Source organism: Actinacidiphila oryziradicis (assembly GCF_005047355.1).
Classification (GTDB): domain Bacteria; phylum Actinomycetota; class Actinomycetes; order Streptomycetales; family Streptomycetaceae; genus Actinacidiphila; species Actinacidiphila oryziradicis.
Genome location: NZ_SUMC01000088.1, coordinates 1 through 15,141 on the forward strand (window position 1 = coordinate 1; position 15,141 = coordinate 15,141).

The 15,141-nt window shown below is 68.3% G+C and carries 12 protein-coding genes and 3 pseudogenes; 8 read left to right on the forward strand and 7 right to left on the reverse strand.

Annotated elements, in window-relative coordinates; genetic code table 11:
- The 5 genes and pseudogenes from FCI23_RS43170 to FCI23_RS43190 all read left to right on the forward strand — a co-directional run.
- The coding region (locus FCI23_RS43170; protein ID WP_169317220.1) for a cytochrome d ubiquinol oxidase subunit II at nucleotides 1–681 on the forward strand (681 nt) is incomplete at its 5' end.
- Nucleotides 682–1,095: 414 nt separating this feature from the next.
- Nucleotides 1,096–1,404 (forward strand): MDR/zinc-dependent alcohol dehydrogenase-like family protein, encoded by a 309-nt coding sequence (locus FCI23_RS43175; RefSeq protein WP_136729534.1) that lies wholly within the window; start codon nucleotides 1,096–1,098, stop codon nucleotides 1,402–1,404.
- Between the two features lie 865 nt (nucleotides 1,405–2,269).
- A pseudogene (locus tag FCI23_RS64175) lies at nucleotides 2,270–2,482 on the forward strand (transposase); the annotation flags it as partial.
- Nucleotides 2,483–2,510: 28 nt separating this feature from the next.
- Nucleotides 2,511–3,008: a hypothetical protein gene (locus FCI23_RS43185; RefSeq protein WP_322973984.1), complete on the forward strand. Its 498-nt coding sequence runs from the start codon at nucleotides 2,511–2,513 to the stop codon at nucleotides 3,006–3,008.
- 21 nt (nucleotides 3,009–3,029) lie between these two features.
- Nucleotides 3,030–3,227, forward strand: coding sequence for a hypothetical protein (locus tag FCI23_RS43190; protein ID WP_136729536.1), 198 nt, complete (start codon nucleotides 3,030–3,032; stop codon nucleotides 3,225–3,227).
- Between the two features lie 235 nt (nucleotides 3,228–3,462).
- Here the strand turns inward: FCI23_RS43190 and FCI23_RS61100 are convergent.
- Nucleotides 3,463–3,600, reverse strand: a pseudogene (locus FCI23_RS61100) (SDR family NAD(P)-dependent oxidoreductase); the annotation flags it as partial.
- A gap of 102 nt (nucleotides 3,601–3,702) precedes the next feature.
- Between FCI23_RS61100 and FCI23_RS61105 the strand changes: the two are divergent.
- Nucleotides 3,703–3,831 (forward strand): annotated as a pseudogene (locus FCI23_RS61105) (IS21-like element helper ATPase IstB); the annotation flags it as partial.
- Nucleotides 3,832–3,917: 86 nt separating this feature from the next.
- Here FCI23_RS61105 and FCI23_RS43205 read toward each other — a convergent pair.
- From FCI23_RS43205 to FCI23_RS43220, 4 genes are read right to left on the reverse strand one after another with little or no spacing between them, the layout of a single operon-like run.
- Nucleotides 3,918–5,237 (reverse strand): cation:proton antiporter, encoded by a 1,320-nt coding sequence (locus FCI23_RS43205; protein WP_136729537.1) that lies wholly within the window; start codon nucleotides 5,235–5,237, stop codon nucleotides 3,918–3,920.
- Between the two features lie 44 nt (nucleotides 5,238–5,281).
- Nucleotides 5,282–6,760 (reverse strand): cytochrome P450, encoded by a 1,479-nt coding sequence (locus tag FCI23_RS43210; RefSeq protein WP_136729538.1) that lies wholly within the window; start codon nucleotides 6,758–6,760, stop codon nucleotides 5,282–5,284.
- Entirely contained in the window at nucleotides 6,754–7,896 is a 1,143-nt protein-coding gene (locus tag FCI23_RS43215; protein WP_136729539.1) for an alpha-hydroxy acid oxidase, read from the reverse strand. Before FCI23_RS43215 ends, FCI23_RS43210 begins: the two co-directional genes overlap by 7 nt.
- On the reverse strand, nucleotides 7,893–9,497 hold the full coding sequence (locus FCI23_RS43220; RefSeq protein WP_136729540.1) for an NAD(P)-binding domain-containing protein: 1,605 nt from the start codon (nucleotides 9,495–9,497) through the stop codon (nucleotides 7,893–7,895). Before FCI23_RS43220 ends, FCI23_RS43215 begins: the two co-directional genes overlap by 4 nt.
- A 203-nt stretch (nucleotides 9,498–9,700) precedes the next feature.
- Between FCI23_RS43220 and FCI23_RS43225 the strand changes: the two genes are divergently transcribed.
- Complete coding sequence (locus FCI23_RS43225) at nucleotides 9,701–11,230, forward strand: class I adenylate-forming enzyme family protein (RefSeq protein WP_136729541.1); 1,530 nt, start codon at nucleotides 9,701–9,703, stop codon at nucleotides 11,228–11,230.
- A gap of 36 nt (nucleotides 11,231–11,266) precedes the next feature.
- On the opposite strand, the gene FCI23_RS57310 is transcribed toward FCI23_RS43225, so the two are convergent.
- On the reverse strand, nucleotides 11,267–11,437 hold the full coding sequence (locus tag FCI23_RS57310; RefSeq protein ID WP_169317219.1) for a hypothetical protein: 171 nt from the start codon (nucleotides 11,435–11,437) through the stop codon (nucleotides 11,267–11,269).
- Between the two features lie 53 nt (nucleotides 11,438–11,490).
- Here FCI23_RS57310 and FCI23_RS43230 point away from each other — a divergent pair, with 53 nt between their 5' ends.
- Nucleotides 11,491–12,480, forward strand: a complete 990-nt coding sequence (locus FCI23_RS43230) for an integrase core domain-containing protein (RefSeq protein WP_246144625.1) — start codon at nucleotides 11,491–11,493, stop codon at nucleotides 12,478–12,480.
- Between the two features lie 311 nt (nucleotides 12,481–12,791).
- Here the strand turns inward: FCI23_RS43230 and FCI23_RS43235 are convergent, their stop codons facing one another.
- Nucleotides 12,792–15,131, reverse strand: a complete 2,340-nt coding sequence (locus FCI23_RS43235; RefSeq protein ID WP_246144626.1) for a carbohydrate-binding protein — start codon at nucleotides 15,129–15,131, stop codon at nucleotides 12,792–12,794.
- Nucleotides 15,132–15,141: the final 10 nt, after the last annotated feature.

The window sequence follows — 15,141 nt, forward strand, 5'->3', positions numbered from 1 at the left end:
CGTAAAGCCTTGGTCCGCACATCCGAGCAACGGGTCGCCGGGGCCGTGTTCGCCGCCTCCTCGGTGGTCACTCCCTTCTTCCTGGGGGCGGTGGCAGGCGGCATCGCCTCGGGCCGCGTTCCGACCAGCGGATACGGGGATGCGCTGTCCAGCTGGACCAACCCGACGTCCATGCTCGGCGGCATCCTGGCGGTCAGCGTCTGTGCCTACCTGGCGGCCGTGTTCCTCACCGGTCAGTCCGTGCGGCGCGGCGACACCGAGCTCGAGCAGGGATTCCGGCGGCGTGCGCTCGCCGCGGGCGTCGCCTCCGGACTGGTGGCCCTGGCGGGAGTATTCATCCTCCACGACGACTCACCCAGGCTCTTCCACCAACTGAGCAGAGTCGGACTGCCACTACTGATCATCTCGGCCGTCTGCGGAGCCGCCGCTCTGCTGCTGCTGCGCAGCGGCCGACCGCCCCTGGTACGCACCCTCGCTGCGGCAGCGATCGCCTGCGTGGTGGCAGGCTGGGGCGTCGCCCAGTACCCGTACCTGCTCGGCACCCATCTGACCATCGACCAGGCCGCCTCGCCGAGCGCCACCCAGTGGGTCCTGATCGCCGTCTCGTGCGTGGCAGCAGTGCTGATCGCCCCCTCACTGCTGCTGCTCTACACCCTCTCACTGCGCCGCAAGCTAGAATGAGCCGCCCCACCAGCCCTCAGGCGGCAGTTGCGGGAGCCGAGGGCAGGTACTGGGCCGGTCAAACGACGACGTGGTTGGCGTGCATTTCGGCGACGGCATCGGCATCGGCTTCGTAGCCGAGTTCGGCGAAGACTTCGTCGGCGTGTTCGCCGAGCAGGGGGAACCCGGTGATCACGGGGTGAAGCCGGAGAACCTGACGGGCTGCCGAACGTCAGGTACCCACGTGTGCGGACTGCCAGCCGATTGCCGGTGCCCCCGCCCATGATCAGCGCGGTACTGACCTCGAATCGCTGTGCCATCATCCCTTCCTTCCCGGGGTCCGCCCGTGCCACAGCGGCCGGGCGCCTGCTGAGGGTGCGGAACAGGCGGCGACATGGGGTCACCCGCGACGGATCGCATGCCGAACTCCTCGCTGTGCGCGCCGGCGCCCTGATCCGCAAACCCGAGCGGCTCGACTTCGCGGAGGCGTCGGCTATGGGAGTCAACTTCGTCGTCGGCTGGCTCGGCGCCGTCGAGACCGCTCAGCTGGACAAGGGGGAGACGATCGCCGTCTTCGGCGTCTGCGGTGGCGTTGGCAGCGCGGTCGCGCAGATCGCCCGGGTGTGGGGAGCCCGGGTCATCGGCATCGACCGGGTCGCCCCGGAACAGGCACCCCAGCGGCGTCGGTCATCGCGCGCTGCGTGCCGTTCGGCGGGGAGCCGGGTGAGATCGGCTCCGCGGTGAAGCGACTCACCGGCAGCGCGGGCCCAGACGTGGTCTAAGACGCGGTCGGCGGCGTCACCACCCCCGCGGCCCTCGCCATCCAGCCCCACCAGCGCTGCTCCACGTCCCGCAGGCCGCAGCCGACCCCGGCGAGGCCGACCCCCGCTGCATCACACCGCGCACCGCATCCATCGGCCCCCGCACGGTCATCGCCGCATCCATGGAGAACGACACCGTCGACCTCGCCGAGATCGAAGCGATCGTGGCCGAGATCCTGCCCCCGTGGCCACCGTCCCGGCATGGACCTGCTCTACGCGATGTGACGCCAGGGAGACAGTTGCCGCCGGAACGACAAGGCGTTGCAGGATCCGGCCAACCCTGTGGCCGGTACGGAGAAGCTGCCGATGCGGCATGTGCGAGCGGCCGAGAACCACACCATCCACCACCAAGTCGGAACATCCGCACTCCGGCGGCGCCACCCTGCACTATTCCCACGGCAATACCACCGACGGGAGGCATCGGCGTGGCGGCGGCGCATGAGGTCGCGGGCCACCTCAGGACCGTGTCCGGGGAGACGACCAGGTGCAGCTGCCGCAGCTTGGGCCTTGGGAGCCGATGGAGAAGCGCGGCAAAGAACGCGCGGTCCACCGCAGTGACCCGTGGCCAGTCGATCTGCCGCAGCGGAACGGCCAGCTGGTGGCGCAGCGTCAATATCTCCATGTCCTCGTCCACGTCGCTCATCGGCAGCAGCCGTATGAGGGCGAACACACTTGAGACGGCGAGGTAGGGCAGTCGCAGCAGCACGATCCATCAGCCTGACACATCTACCCGGCGATCAACGGCCGTTCACAAGAACCTGCACGTCATAGGCCATGGATGGGCTGCCCTGGTCACGGGCCTGATCATGCAGACGCGGCGGCGCACGGTGTGCGGGATGCTGCTGGGCGCGGGGTTGACGCGGATCTGGCCGCACGACCGCGCGCACTACTTCTTCGCCCGCGCCCGCTGGAGTCCGAACCAACTCGGCCTGGCCCTGGCCCACCTGATCGCGGAACAGCTGATCCCCGCAGGGGCTGCACTGGAGATGGCGGTCGACGACACCCTCTTCCACCCGCCGGGGCAAGAACGTGTACGGGGCGGCCTGGCAGCACGACGGCTCCGCTACCGGAACCAAGAAGACGGGCTTCGGCAACAACTGGGTCGTGGTGGGCCTGCTGGTGCCGCTGCCGTTCCTGGCCCGCCCCATCTGCCTGCCCGTGCTGGCCCGGCTGTGGCGGCCCAAAGCTTCGGCGAGCAAGGTCGACCTGGCCCGCGAACTGGTCGGCCTACTCCTGGCGGCCTTCCCCGGACGGGAGTTCTACCTGGTGGGGGATGCGGCCTACTACGGCAAGGCTCTGAGCGACCTGCCCACACGCTGCACCTGGACCTGCCGGATGCGGCGCACCGGCGTGCTCTACGACCACGCGCCGCCGCCCACCGGCAGACGGGGCCGCCCGGCACGCAAGGGCGCACACCTGGGCACCCCGGTCCAACTCGCTGCCACCGCTGACTTCGTGGAACACCTCGTCGAACGCTACGGCCGCCTCGAGACCGCATACATCGCCCAGGTCAGCGGCCTGTGGTAGGGCGCCTTCCACACCCGCCCCGTGGGCCTGCTGCTGATCCGCGACCCAGGCAGCACCAAGCCCTACGACCTGGCCCTGGTCACCACCGACCTGACCACCCCGCTGGCCGGCATCGTGACCGGTACTCCTGGCGCTGGGGCATTGAAGTGCTGTTTGCGCAGCTCAAGCAGGTCCTCGGAGCAGGCGAGGCCCGCAACCGGGTACGACGCTCGTTCGTGATGCCTCGTATCGGCAAGTCCAAAGGCGTCCGCGCTCCCCTTGCGCTCCCCCGCCCTCCCCAAGGGATCCCGTCTCAGCCCCACTCTGGCACAGGTGGGCTACACGACGTTGACATGGCCGCTATACCTGCGGGCAACCTGCCGCGTCAAGGCCTGGTGCCCGGCCTGCTGACAGCACCCCGTTCACACCTGGCACGCCAATTGTAGCGAGTCCACAAATACAGCTGCGTGACGAGGGCGATGGCGTTGACGCGGATACCTTCCGGCCTGTATTCGGCGGCGGCCGTCTCGGTGAGGCTGTTGACTGCCCGCTTTGCGGCGGAGTAGGCCTCCAGCCCCGGGTTGCCCATCAGACTGCCGACACTGCTGGTGTGGCCATTCCGGGTGTTGTTGCCGTCCACACGTGCCCGCCGGTGGCTACTCTCCACGAGGAAGAGGAGGGCATATGCCGGGTGAAGCACGACAGGTGACCCCTTACTGACCTGCGGCTTTGCGCCGCTATTGTCGACCGGCTGACCTTCAACGGCGCGATCATCCAAACCGGCACCGAATCCTATCGCCTCGCCCACACCAAGGCCCAGGCCGAACGAGCTCAGGCCAGCTGACCGCAGTGACCCCGGCCGGTCCGGATCCTGACCAGCCCCGATCCTGGGCGTCGACCCGGGCGCCAACCTCAGCTGCTGACAACGGGCTACCCCCCCAGTCCACCACGGGGCTGCACCGTCGGCTCACCAGCCGGCCGCGCCGCCCCTGCTGTCGATACGAGTTCGACGGTGACGGCGACCGCGCGTCCCGCGTCGATGCGGTCCCACAGACTCAGCAGCGGGGTCGCCATCACGGTAGTCACGAGGGCGACCACCACCAGCACGGAGAACATCGCGGGCGACACGATGCCCGCAGCGAGACCGACATTGATCGCGATGAGCTGCATCAGACCACGCGCGTTCATCAGTGTGCCCACTCTGAGCGCGACCTCCGGCTTCTCACCGACCAGCCGCGCCGCCAGCCAGCAGGCACCGAGCTTGCCGACCACCGCGAGCACCACACAGGCCGCGGTAAAGAGCAGGACCGAAGTGCCCGACAGCAGACTGAAATTGGTGTTCAGGCCGGAGTACGTGAAGAACAGCGGCAGAAAGACGATCCTGCTGACCGGGCTGATCGCGGCGACGGCCCGGTCGACGGGTTCCGAGCGCGGGAGGACCAGACCGAGGCTGAAGGCGCCGAACACCGCGTACAGACCGATCCGGTCGGTGTACCACGCCGCCAGGAACAGCACGACGACAGTCGCCAGCAGCAGTTGGTCGGAGGAGAGCTTCGCGGCGGCGAGTGTCGCCCGGCCGCGCGCCTTCGCCAGTACGGCCAGTACGGCGGCGAGTCCCACCGCACCCAACAGCGCGACGAGGAAGGTGCTCACACCGGTGCCGGCGAGCGAGAGCACGCCGGCCAGCATCACCCAGGCGACCGCGTCGTCCAGCGCCCCGGAGGCCAGCGCGATCGAGCCGAACCGGCTGCCCGTCAGGCCCCGTTCGGTGATGATCCGGGCCAGCATCGGAAAAGCGGTGATCGACAGCGTCACCCCCACGAACAGTGCGGACACCAGGGTGGACACATCGGCGGGAAAGACATCAACCGAGCCGTGCACGAGGAATGTCAGCCCCGCACCCAGCGCCAGCGGAGCCACGATGCCGCTCGCCGAGATCGACGCCGCCGCCCGCGCCACCGGTCTGATCCGGTCCGTGTGGAACTCATACCCCGCCTGGAACATGAAAACAACCAGGCCGATCTGGCCGACGACATAAAGCACCGGGCGCATCTCCGCGGGAAAGAGCTGGCTTTCCACACCGGGTGCGAGCAGCCCGAGAACCGAGGGGCCGAGCACCACACCGGCGACCATCTCGCCCACCACGGGCGGTTGTCCCAGCGAGCGCAGAGCGAGGCCGACCAGCCGGCAGACGACAAGAATCACAACGACGGACAGGAAGAAGGCAGGAGCCAGCTCGGTGGGGGACATGTACTGGTGTCCTTCGGTTCGTTGAGAGGAGAGAAACGCGCGCGTCAGTCGGTGTGACCGGTGTACGGGCAGCGGGGCGCAGCGGCGCCCTCGCTCCCGCCCTCGCCCTCGCCCTCGCCCTCGCCCTCGCCGGGTGACCGTACGGACAGTGGGCGTCCCTGCGTGTCGTGCGTGGCGAAGAACGTCTCGGCGGGCCGCTGGCGCCGGGCGTCCAGCACCATCCAGGTGCCGAAACCCAGTTGGGCCGAGCTGCGCCACACGTCCTCGACACTGTCGCGCAGCCGCAGGAAGGTGCGGATGCCGAGCGTCTGCCAGCGGGCGAGCGGTTCGTCGCGCCGTACCAGCAGAGCGGGCGCGCGGTGCGGGATGGAGCGGGTGTGCGAGACCTGCGAGTCGAGGGTGAAGCGGCGCAGCACCTCGCGGGTGGCCGCGCGCATCACCAGCGGTGACAGCCGCCACGCGGGACACGAACGGTTCGCAGCCACCCCGAAGGGGATGTGGTGCGCTTCCTTCGCCGACAGAGTGTCCCAGCGGGACGGGTCGAAGACTTCCGGGTCGCGGTAGCCGGTGGCGTGATACTCCGGGTAGTTGAACAGCAGCACGAAACCGGCCGGGATCGTCGGCCCGGCGCCTGGATCGATCTCACCGGTCGTGATGCGGTGCGCGATGCCGAACAGCGGATAGCAGCGCAATGTCTCATTCATCACATTGCTCAGATACCGGTCGTCGTCCGGGTCGGCGGCCAGGCGTTCCTGTACGTCGCGGTGGCGGGCGAGCACCAGCAGCAGATGCGCCATGGCCTCGGACATCTGCACCACCGCGGTGTTGAAGAACGTGCCCTGGAGATAGTACGCCTGCTGCCGCTCCGTCAGGCTCCGCGGTAGCTCGTGCGCGACCTCACCCGCTGCGACGCGCCGGCTCAGATAGCGTGTCAGGCGCCCGCGCCTGCGCATATGGCGGAGCCGGGTGCATTTGAGGGCGTTGATCACGTCCTCGGCGTTGTCGACGATGAGCCGCCGCGCGTGCGGCGGGCAGGGCTCGTGGAAGACCAACTCGTAGAAGAACTCAGCCCAGACGGGCATCATCAGATCGCGCAGCCGCACCAACGAGACCCGTCCTGTGACAGCTTCGTCCAGTACGGCGGCGGTGCGGCGGGCGGCTGCCGCGGACAGTTCGGCGCTCGGCCCGGCCAGAATGGACAAAGTGGTACGGGCGACCTCGTCGTAGCGCGGACCTGCCTCCAGATGCTCCTGATGGACATCGGCGCCGGGCGCGAGCCAGTACCAGAACAGGTCGGAGAGCGCGGCGCCGCGGCTGCGGCCGTTCGCCGCCGGATGCGAGTAGACCTGCTCGAACCGGTCGGCTCCCACCGTGCTGTTGGGGAAGGTGATCCCCTCGTCGCCGTTGACGGCGGCGAAGACCTTGACCCGCAGTGCCACGACCGACCGGGGCAGCCACAGGGGCGTGGACAGCAGCAGGGATCCCGCCGCCAGCGCCTTCACAGCGGTTCGTGTGTTCACCACGGCATGCTTCCCTCTCCGGCCCGAACTGCCTGCGGCCCCACCGATGTTCCCCACGCCGCCGTCGCCGCTGTCGCGCGGGCCACGACCAGATCGCGGGTGAGGTCGGCGGGACTCCGGCCGCCGCACAGTGCCAGTACGTTGTCGAATTCCGCGCGCAGCAACTCCAGTACCTGCCGCACGCCTTGGGCACCCTCAGCGGCCAGCCCCCACAGTACGGGCCTGCCGATACCGACGGCGGTGGCGCCGAGCGCCAGCGCCTTCGCCACGTCGGAACCGCCGCGTACCCCGCCGTCCAGCAGTACCGGGACCCGGCCGGCGACCGCGGACACGACGGCGGGCAGCGCCTCGACGGTCGCGGGAGCCGCGTCGAGCTGGCGCCCGCCGTGATTGGAGACCAGCAGTGCGTCCACGCCCTCGGTCACGGCGAGGGCCGCGTCCTCGGGATGCAGTACGCCCTTGAGCACCACCGGCAGTGCGGTGACATCCCGCAGCCGCCGCAGGTGGTCCCACGACAGCGCCGGTGACATGGCGATGTCCAGCGGCTTCCCGGGTGCCGCACCCGGCAGATCGCGCATGTTCTCGGCGGCGAGCCCCGGCGGCAAGTCGTGGAAGCCGTTACGGCGGTCCCGCTCGCGGCGCCCGAACACCGGCGAGTCGACAGTGACCACCAGTGCCGAGCAGCCGGCCCGTTCGGCCCGGCGCACGAGGGCGGTTGTGACATCCTGCTCGGGGTGGAGGTAGAGCTGGAACCACACGGACGCCTCGTCCCGTACCGCCCGCGCGGCCGCCGTGACCTCGCCGACCGCGATCGTGGACGCCACGCCCGTGACGAGCACCGTGTCGGCCGCGGCCACCGCGCGTGCGGTGGCGAGTTCACCGTCGGGGTGGGCGAGCCGGTGGAAGGCGGTCGGCGAGACGATCACGGGCAGCGAGGCCCTGGCCCCGGGCAGCGTGACGCGGAGGTCGCGCTCGGCCGCACCGCGCAGCACCCTGGGGAGGAGAGCGAGCGCGTGGAAGGCACGTTCGTTCTCGGCGAGTGCCACTTCTTCGCCTGCGCCGCCGGCGAAGAAGTCGTAGTGGACCGGGTCCAGGTTCTTCCGGGCCCGCTCACGCAGGCCGGACAGGGCGGACGTCACGGTTGGTTCACCGGTGTCCCGCGGTCGAGCCGGGCCCGCAGAAAGCGGAGCAGCGGCGCACGGTGCACGTCCTGACTGTCCCACTCGTTTTCGAGGTTCTCGGTGATGTGGTGTTCGGCGACCGCCTTGTCGTGGCCGTCGGGCAGGAAGTGGCGTACCACGGGATGCAGATAGCGTCCGTCGAGACCACCCGTGTCCTGCTGGGAAACGCGGCTGACGGTGATGTCGAACGGATTGACCCGGTCGTGGTCGGCGCCGTACTCCAACGTGACGGTGAAGTAGTCGAGGACTTCACCGAACTCGCCCTCGGCGACGGCACGGTGGAGATGCGCGACCGGGACCTCCTCGGCATACCTCAGAGCGCCGTCGGGGCCCACGAGTACGGCGTCGCCGAGGAAGCCGAACAACTGCCAGAGCGCCGAACTGCGGTTGACCCGCTCGATCACCGCATCGGAGGCGGCCTCCGGGGTGCCCGTCAGCCGGCGCTCGGGCCAGGGGCGGTCATGATAACGCCGGTCCAGAATGCGGCTCAGGGCACGTACGCCGTACCGGAAACCATGTATGAAGCCGCTGGTCGACTTCTTGAAGTCGCGCACCTGCGTAATCGTTCCAGCGAAATAGAGGTCAGGTACGTTGACCGATTCCCAGGCATCGGTCTGCGCCGGGAACCTGTTGTTGATGACCAGCTCAGGACGGCATTCATCGGCAAAAATAGAAGCGTCGAACCTGAATCCGGTCGCCAGAATGACCCGGTCGTACTGAATTTCCTTGACGACCTCGCTCACCCGGGAGAAGCGAACGCTGACCCGATAGCCGGAGCCCTCCTGCTTCCGTATCCGGAGTATGTCTCCGTCGAGCAGCGCATTCTGCGACTTGAGCTGATACGTGTCGAGGAAATTGTTGTTGACCGCGCGCAGATGGCCGACGAAGTGACTCTGCCAGGCAAGTTTCAGGGACCCAGGTCCTGCCACATGAATGACGGACGCTGTCTCGATGAGATTGTCGGCGGTCTCGAAGGCGGAATTGCCGCGCCCGATGATCAGGACGCGCTGGCCTGTGAAATCGTCCGGATCGACCGATACCTCATCGTAGCGCTCCACCGAATCGACACCCTCGGTATCGGGAATGTTCGGTCGGCTCACGCCGGTCGCGACGATGATCCTTTTGGCGCGGTAGGTGGTGCCGTGTTGGTCGCGGGCGTGGAACTCACCGCCGTCCGGCCGGGTGATCTCGGTGATACGGGTGTTGTGACGCACGTTCAGCTCGTGGGCCGCCGCGAAGTCGGCGAGATACCGCACGAGGTCGTCGGCGCCCGGGAAATAACGGGGAGTGTACGTGGTAAAAAGAGGCGCGCTCTCCTCCGAGAGGAGGGAATTCCAGTCGGTGCGCAGCTTCAGTTCGGGATCGTCCCAACCGGTATGCACCTTGTTGATCGATATAAGTTTGCGATGCCTCGGGAATTTAGTGAAAAAGGCACCAGGAGCTGCCTCGCCCTCGACGATGAGATAGCTGTGGCCTGCCCGCGCTGCAAAATATCCCGCTTGCAATCCGGCCGGACCTCCGCCAATTATGAGGTAATCGACCTGTCTATCGTCGGACATGGATTCTCCTGTTCTCCTGCGGGGAGGATTGATATCCTACTTGATAGTTAAAGCAAGACACCACCTGCCGTCTTGTGAGGTACGTCACAGTGCAGTCCTGGGCGGTGCAATTGACTGGCAGCGTTAACGTGAGAACGCTCGCCCCCATTTATTTCCACTCATGGGAAGTTTTGACCGAAGATATCATCTGGAAGGGAAAACAAGTGGATAATCCGAACGAATCGGTATTTCCTGGGCCCCTCGTCGAAGCGTTCCGTACTCACCCTGATCTGGCCGCCTTCGAGTACCGGTCACACCCGGTCACCCGGGGCGAGGCGCTTGGCCTGATCGGCCGTTTCGCCACTGGCCTGCGAGCGGCCGGGCTCGGCCCGGGGAAGTCCGTCGCGCTGGCCATGGGGGTCACCCCCGAGGCGTTCGCCGCGCAGATCGCCGCCCTGCTGCTGGGCTGCCGAGTGACCGGGCTACGACCGGGGCTGACGCCCGCTCACCTGGCACAGGTCCTCGACGGTGAGACCGACGCCGTACTGACCGACGATCCCGATGCCCATCCGGGTCTGACCCAAGCGGCCCGTGGCCTACCGGTGTTCCGCCTCGGCCCCGACCTTCTCGACAAACATCCGGCGCCCGACCCTGACGTACTCATCCCTCGCGGCAATCCCGCCGACGTGGCTTTGATCAACCTGACGAGCGGCAGCACGGGCCGGCCCAAGGGCTGTATGCAGACCTATGCGAGCATGACGGCGCAATGGTCGTGGCAGCCGGCGCGGTGGACCGAACGGACCCGCCGGCTCGCGACCGGTTACGGCCGCTATCTGCTCTTCGGCACCCTGACCAGTGCCGTGATCTTCGAGCATCTGGGACTGTGCCTGCTCAGCGGGGGCACCGCCGTCATCCCCGAGCAGCCCTTCGTCTTCCCCCAGGTCTTCGAGCAATACGGCGTCACCGCCTGCCTGTTGACCGTTCCCCGACTGCACCACATCCTCGACACATTCCGTACCGAGCGGATCGACACCAGCAGCCTGCGCACCCTGGTGGTGGCCGGCTCCTCGCTGGCACCGCACCGGCTCGCCGAGGCGACCGAACTGCTCGGTCCCGTCGTGCACCACGGCTACGGGCAGACGGAGACGGGCATGCTCACCCTGCTCACCCCTGACGACATCGCCGCCGACCCGAAGCATGCTCTCAGCACCGTCGGAATTCCCACCGACACCGTCGAACTGACTGTGCGTAACCACCAGGGCAGGCCGGTACCCGACGGTACGACCGGTGAGATCTGGACCAGGACCGACGGTGCCTTCTCGGGGTACTGGAACGACCCGGAGGAGACCGCCGATGTCCTGCGCGACGGCTGGGTCCGCAGCCGCGACCTCGGGCATGTGGACGAGCGGGGCTTCGTACGGCTGTCGGGGCGCATCCGCGACGTGATCATCGTGAACGCGATCGTGCACTACGCGGGCCCGATCGAACGCTCGCTGGCCGGCCACCCCGACATCGACCAGGCATACGTGGTGGCAGCGCCGGACCAGACCACCGGAGAGGCCGTGTACGCCTTCGTCGTCCCCCGGGCCGGCCGTACCCCTGACATGGGCGCCCTGAAGGCGCTGGTCGCCGCGGAGGTGGGCGAGGCGAGTGTCCCGGCCAGGATCACCATTACAAGCGAGGTGCCGGTGGCGCCGAGCGGAAAGCCGGACAAGAAGGCGCTGCTGACCGCTCTCCTCGGCGAGAGCGGCTGACCGACGGCAGCGGGCGGGCACGCGGGGGCGGCCGGTTCAGCAGACCGGGCCCCCTCTGCCGAGACCGCCCCCGGTGCCGTGCGCTTCGTCGGCGACCTGTAGGGTGCCAAAACTGGCGCGTTGCCTCTGATCAGGCTCTTTGCAGTTCCAGGTGGTCATGGCATGCTCGGACTGCATGGCGTTGCGCGTGCTGTACTTGATCTTCATCCGGCTGCTCGGACTGCTCCTGCTGCTGTCGCGCTCGGAGGAGGCCAAGAACGTTGAGCTCCTTGCGCTGCGTCACGAGGTCGCGGCGGCTGCGTCGGCAGATCGGTGTCCGGCCGCGCCTGACGTGGCCGGACCGCGCCGTGCTCGCCGCCCTCGCCCGGCACCTCCCGAGCAGGCTGCGCCGCCACCGCCTGGTAACCCCCGGCACCCTCATGGCCTGGCACCGCCGACTGCTGCGGTGGAAATGGAAGCAGAAACCCGCCCGGACCGGACGCCCGCCGCTCTCCGGGGAACTCACCGCCCTCATCCTGCGCTTCGCCCACGAGAACCCGACATGGGGCTATACCCGCATCCAGGGCGAACTGCGACGCCTCGGCCACCGAGTCGGAGCCTCCACCATCCGGCGCATCCTGCGCAGCGCCGGCCTGGGCCCCGCACCCCGACGAAGCCGCAGCACCGCTAGGTGGCGCGAGTTCCTGCGCACCCAGGCCTCCGGACCCCTCGCCGCCGACTTCTTCCACATCGACACCGTGACCCTGAGACGGCTGTACGTGTTCTACGCCATGGAGGTCGGTACCCGAACCGTGCACATCCTCGGCATCACCGCCCACCCCACCGCGGCCTGGGCCACCCAGCTCGCCCGCAACCTCCTCACCGACCTCGGCCAGCGCGCCGCAGACTTCCGCTACCTGCTGCGCGACCGCGACAGCAAGTACACCCAGGCCCTCGACGCCGTCTTCACCGCCGACGCCATCGAGATCCTCAAGAGCGCACCGCAGACCCCGCGGATGAACACCCACGCCGAAAGGGCCATACGCACGCTCCGGGCCGAGTGCGCCGACCGGTTACTGATCTACAACGAACAACACCTGAGCCACGTCCTCGCCGAATACGCCGAGCACTACAACGCCGGCCGACCCCACCGCGCCCTGCAACTCCGCTCTCCCAGCGATGACCCCAACGTCATCCCCTTCCCCGCACAACGCATCCAGCGCCACAACATCCTCAACGGACTCATCCACGAGTACCGCAACCCCATGTGAGGAAGACCAGCGAAGCTGACAGACGCCCAGGTCAGCCCATGCGCACGACTTTTGGAACCCCACAGGGCGCTGAGCCCGAGCGGCTGGGTCGAAGCGGCCTGACATCGTAGGGCCCCTCGCGCCCGCGCTGCGGGTGCCGTGCCCGGGCCTTCCACGCCACCGTGGGACATCGTCGGACGACCCGGCGGGCGCCCGACGACTTGAGGCGTCACAAGATCACGGCACCGGCCCACGCGTCCGTCGCTACAGCGCGGGCCTGGTCCCGCCGCACGCGCGGCAGGACCAGAACCCGAGACCCCGGTGAGTCTTCTCTAGCTGAACGTCAGGTAGTTGACGTTCCAGCCGCCGTTGTCCTGATTGAGCGTGAGGACCTGCCGGCCGGCGGGGAGGGTGACGCTGGTCGTGACCGTGCCCCAGTTCTGCCAGTCGCCGGTTGCCGGGAGGTCGACCGCCCCGCTCAGGTTGGCGCCCGAGGCGTCGGACAGGTGCAGCGCGCCGGTCACGGCCGAGGGGGCCGCGACCCGCAGGCTGACGGTGTACGTACCGGCCGAGGCCACGTCCACCGTGTAGCGGAACCACTGCCCGCCGCCGGTCCACCCGAGGTCGTAGACACCGTCGGTGTCCGAGGTCGTCTCCAGGTCGATACCGTCGGGACGGTAGCCGTTGGCGTTCCCGTTGACCGAGGTGACGTTGTAGGCGACGCCCTGGTCTCCGGTGTCGTAGTTCTCCGCCTGCACCGTGCCCGGCACCGCGGCGGCGGTACCGCCGTAAGGGCCCTCGGGCGCGGGGGGCGGCCAGCTGTTGTCGGTCACCGTCGCCGTGAAGCCGCTGGAGTTGTTCCTGAACGGGTAGGTCCCGGGGCGCAGTCCGGTAAGGGTGTTGCCGGTGATCGTGGCGGATCCGCTGGGCGCCGGGTAGAACGGCGGCGCGACCACGATGCCGTTGCGGCCGGGGTTGGTGATGGTGTTGTCCTGCAGCAGCGTGTTGGTCGAGGTGGAGAAGCCGACCGCGTCGTACAGGGAGTCGGCCACCGTGTTGCCGGTCACCGTGACGTGGTCGACGGTGCCGGTGTTCTGGCCGTCGCCGCCGTTGCCGATGTGCAGCGCGGGCTGGCCCTGGCTGTAGGCGTTGCCGCCCGACCTGACGACGACATTGTCCGACACGGTCGCCGACAGCAGGTCGTTGCCGTTGACCCCGAAACGGCCGGCGCCCAGGCCGATGTAACGCGCCGTGTCGCTGATGTAGTTGTCGCTGACCTGGTGGCCGCTGCCCCCGTAGATCCCGATGCCCTTGCCGCCCCAGGGCGCGACAGCGGTGTTGTGGGTCAGCGTGATGTCGGACATCGGGGTGTAGTACGTCGTAGTGCTGCCGTTGGTGTTGTAGTTGACGGAGTTGATCGCCATCGCGTCGTCGCCGGTGCCGCGCACGAAGTTGTTGGTCGCGGACAGGTTTTCCCCGGTGGTGCCGTTGAGCGAGACGTTGTTCAGGTTGATGCCGTCGGCCCAGATCGAGGTCAGGCGGCTGTTCTCCACAGTGCCGCCGCTGCCGGAGGCCCAGAAGCCGGACATGGTGTGCTGGCTCCAGATGCCGTTCGCCACCCAGTTGGTTCCGGTGGTGTCCATGGCGCCGCCGTCACCGCCGACCGTGCTGCGGCTCACGGCGTTGGCGTCGATGTGGATGTTCTGCACAGTGCACGAGGTCACTGAGAACAGCGCTGCCAGCGGGGTGGAGTTGGGCACCGGTACATCACGGTAGACGGTGCTGTACCACATTCCAGCGCCCGCGATCGTGATGCCCTGGGCGTGCAGGCCGGTGGTGCCCTTCACGTAGAAGGTTCCCCGCGGGATCCAGAGGATCTTGCCCTGGGACTGCGCCCGGTCGATGCAGTTCTGGATGGCGGCGGCGCTGTCCACCGACTTACTGTCGGCCGCGCCGTTGGTCGGGGTGTTGTCGGCCACCGCGCCGCAGCTGGTGATGGAGATCGAGTTGGCGGGCCGGGCGGCCGGCGGCGGGGGGTTCTCCACGTCGACGACGTCCACGTCGTAGAAGGACGCGGTGTTGGAGGAGTCCTTCCGCAGCGAGAAGGTGCTTCCGGGCGCGATGGGGGCGACGAAGGTGTGCGACTCGTCGAAGAAGACGCGGGGGTCGCCGTCCGCCGGGTTCTGGTTGTCGCTGGTGTTGTAGTTGTTGTTGCCCTCGTACACCCAGGTCTGCTGGGAGTTGAGGTTCAGCGCCTGCCGGAACCTGCCGTTGACGTACAGGTCCAGCGTGGCGGTGATTCCGCCGCCCGACGGGGAATCGGGGACGCTGGCTCGTACGTTGATGAAACGGATCGGTCGGGCCGTGGTGTTGGTCCATTGCACGGACTGCCCGGTACCGCCGAGGTGGACGTAGGCGTGCCCGGACGCCTCTAGCGCCGCGCTCGAATACTGCGTCGTCGGGGCCGAGGTCAGCGACACCGTGCCGGCGCCCCCGCCCAGGGTCCCCGCCTCGGCCTCATAGCTGGTGAACGGCGTCTTCGCGCCCGCCGCCACGCCCGCGGCGGGCTTCGCGGCGACGGCCGGGGGATGCGCGGCCTGGGCGTGCTGGGAGGCGGCGCCCGCCGGCGTGAAGGACATCCACACCATGCCGGTCGCGGCGACGACGCTCACCCCCAGGCGC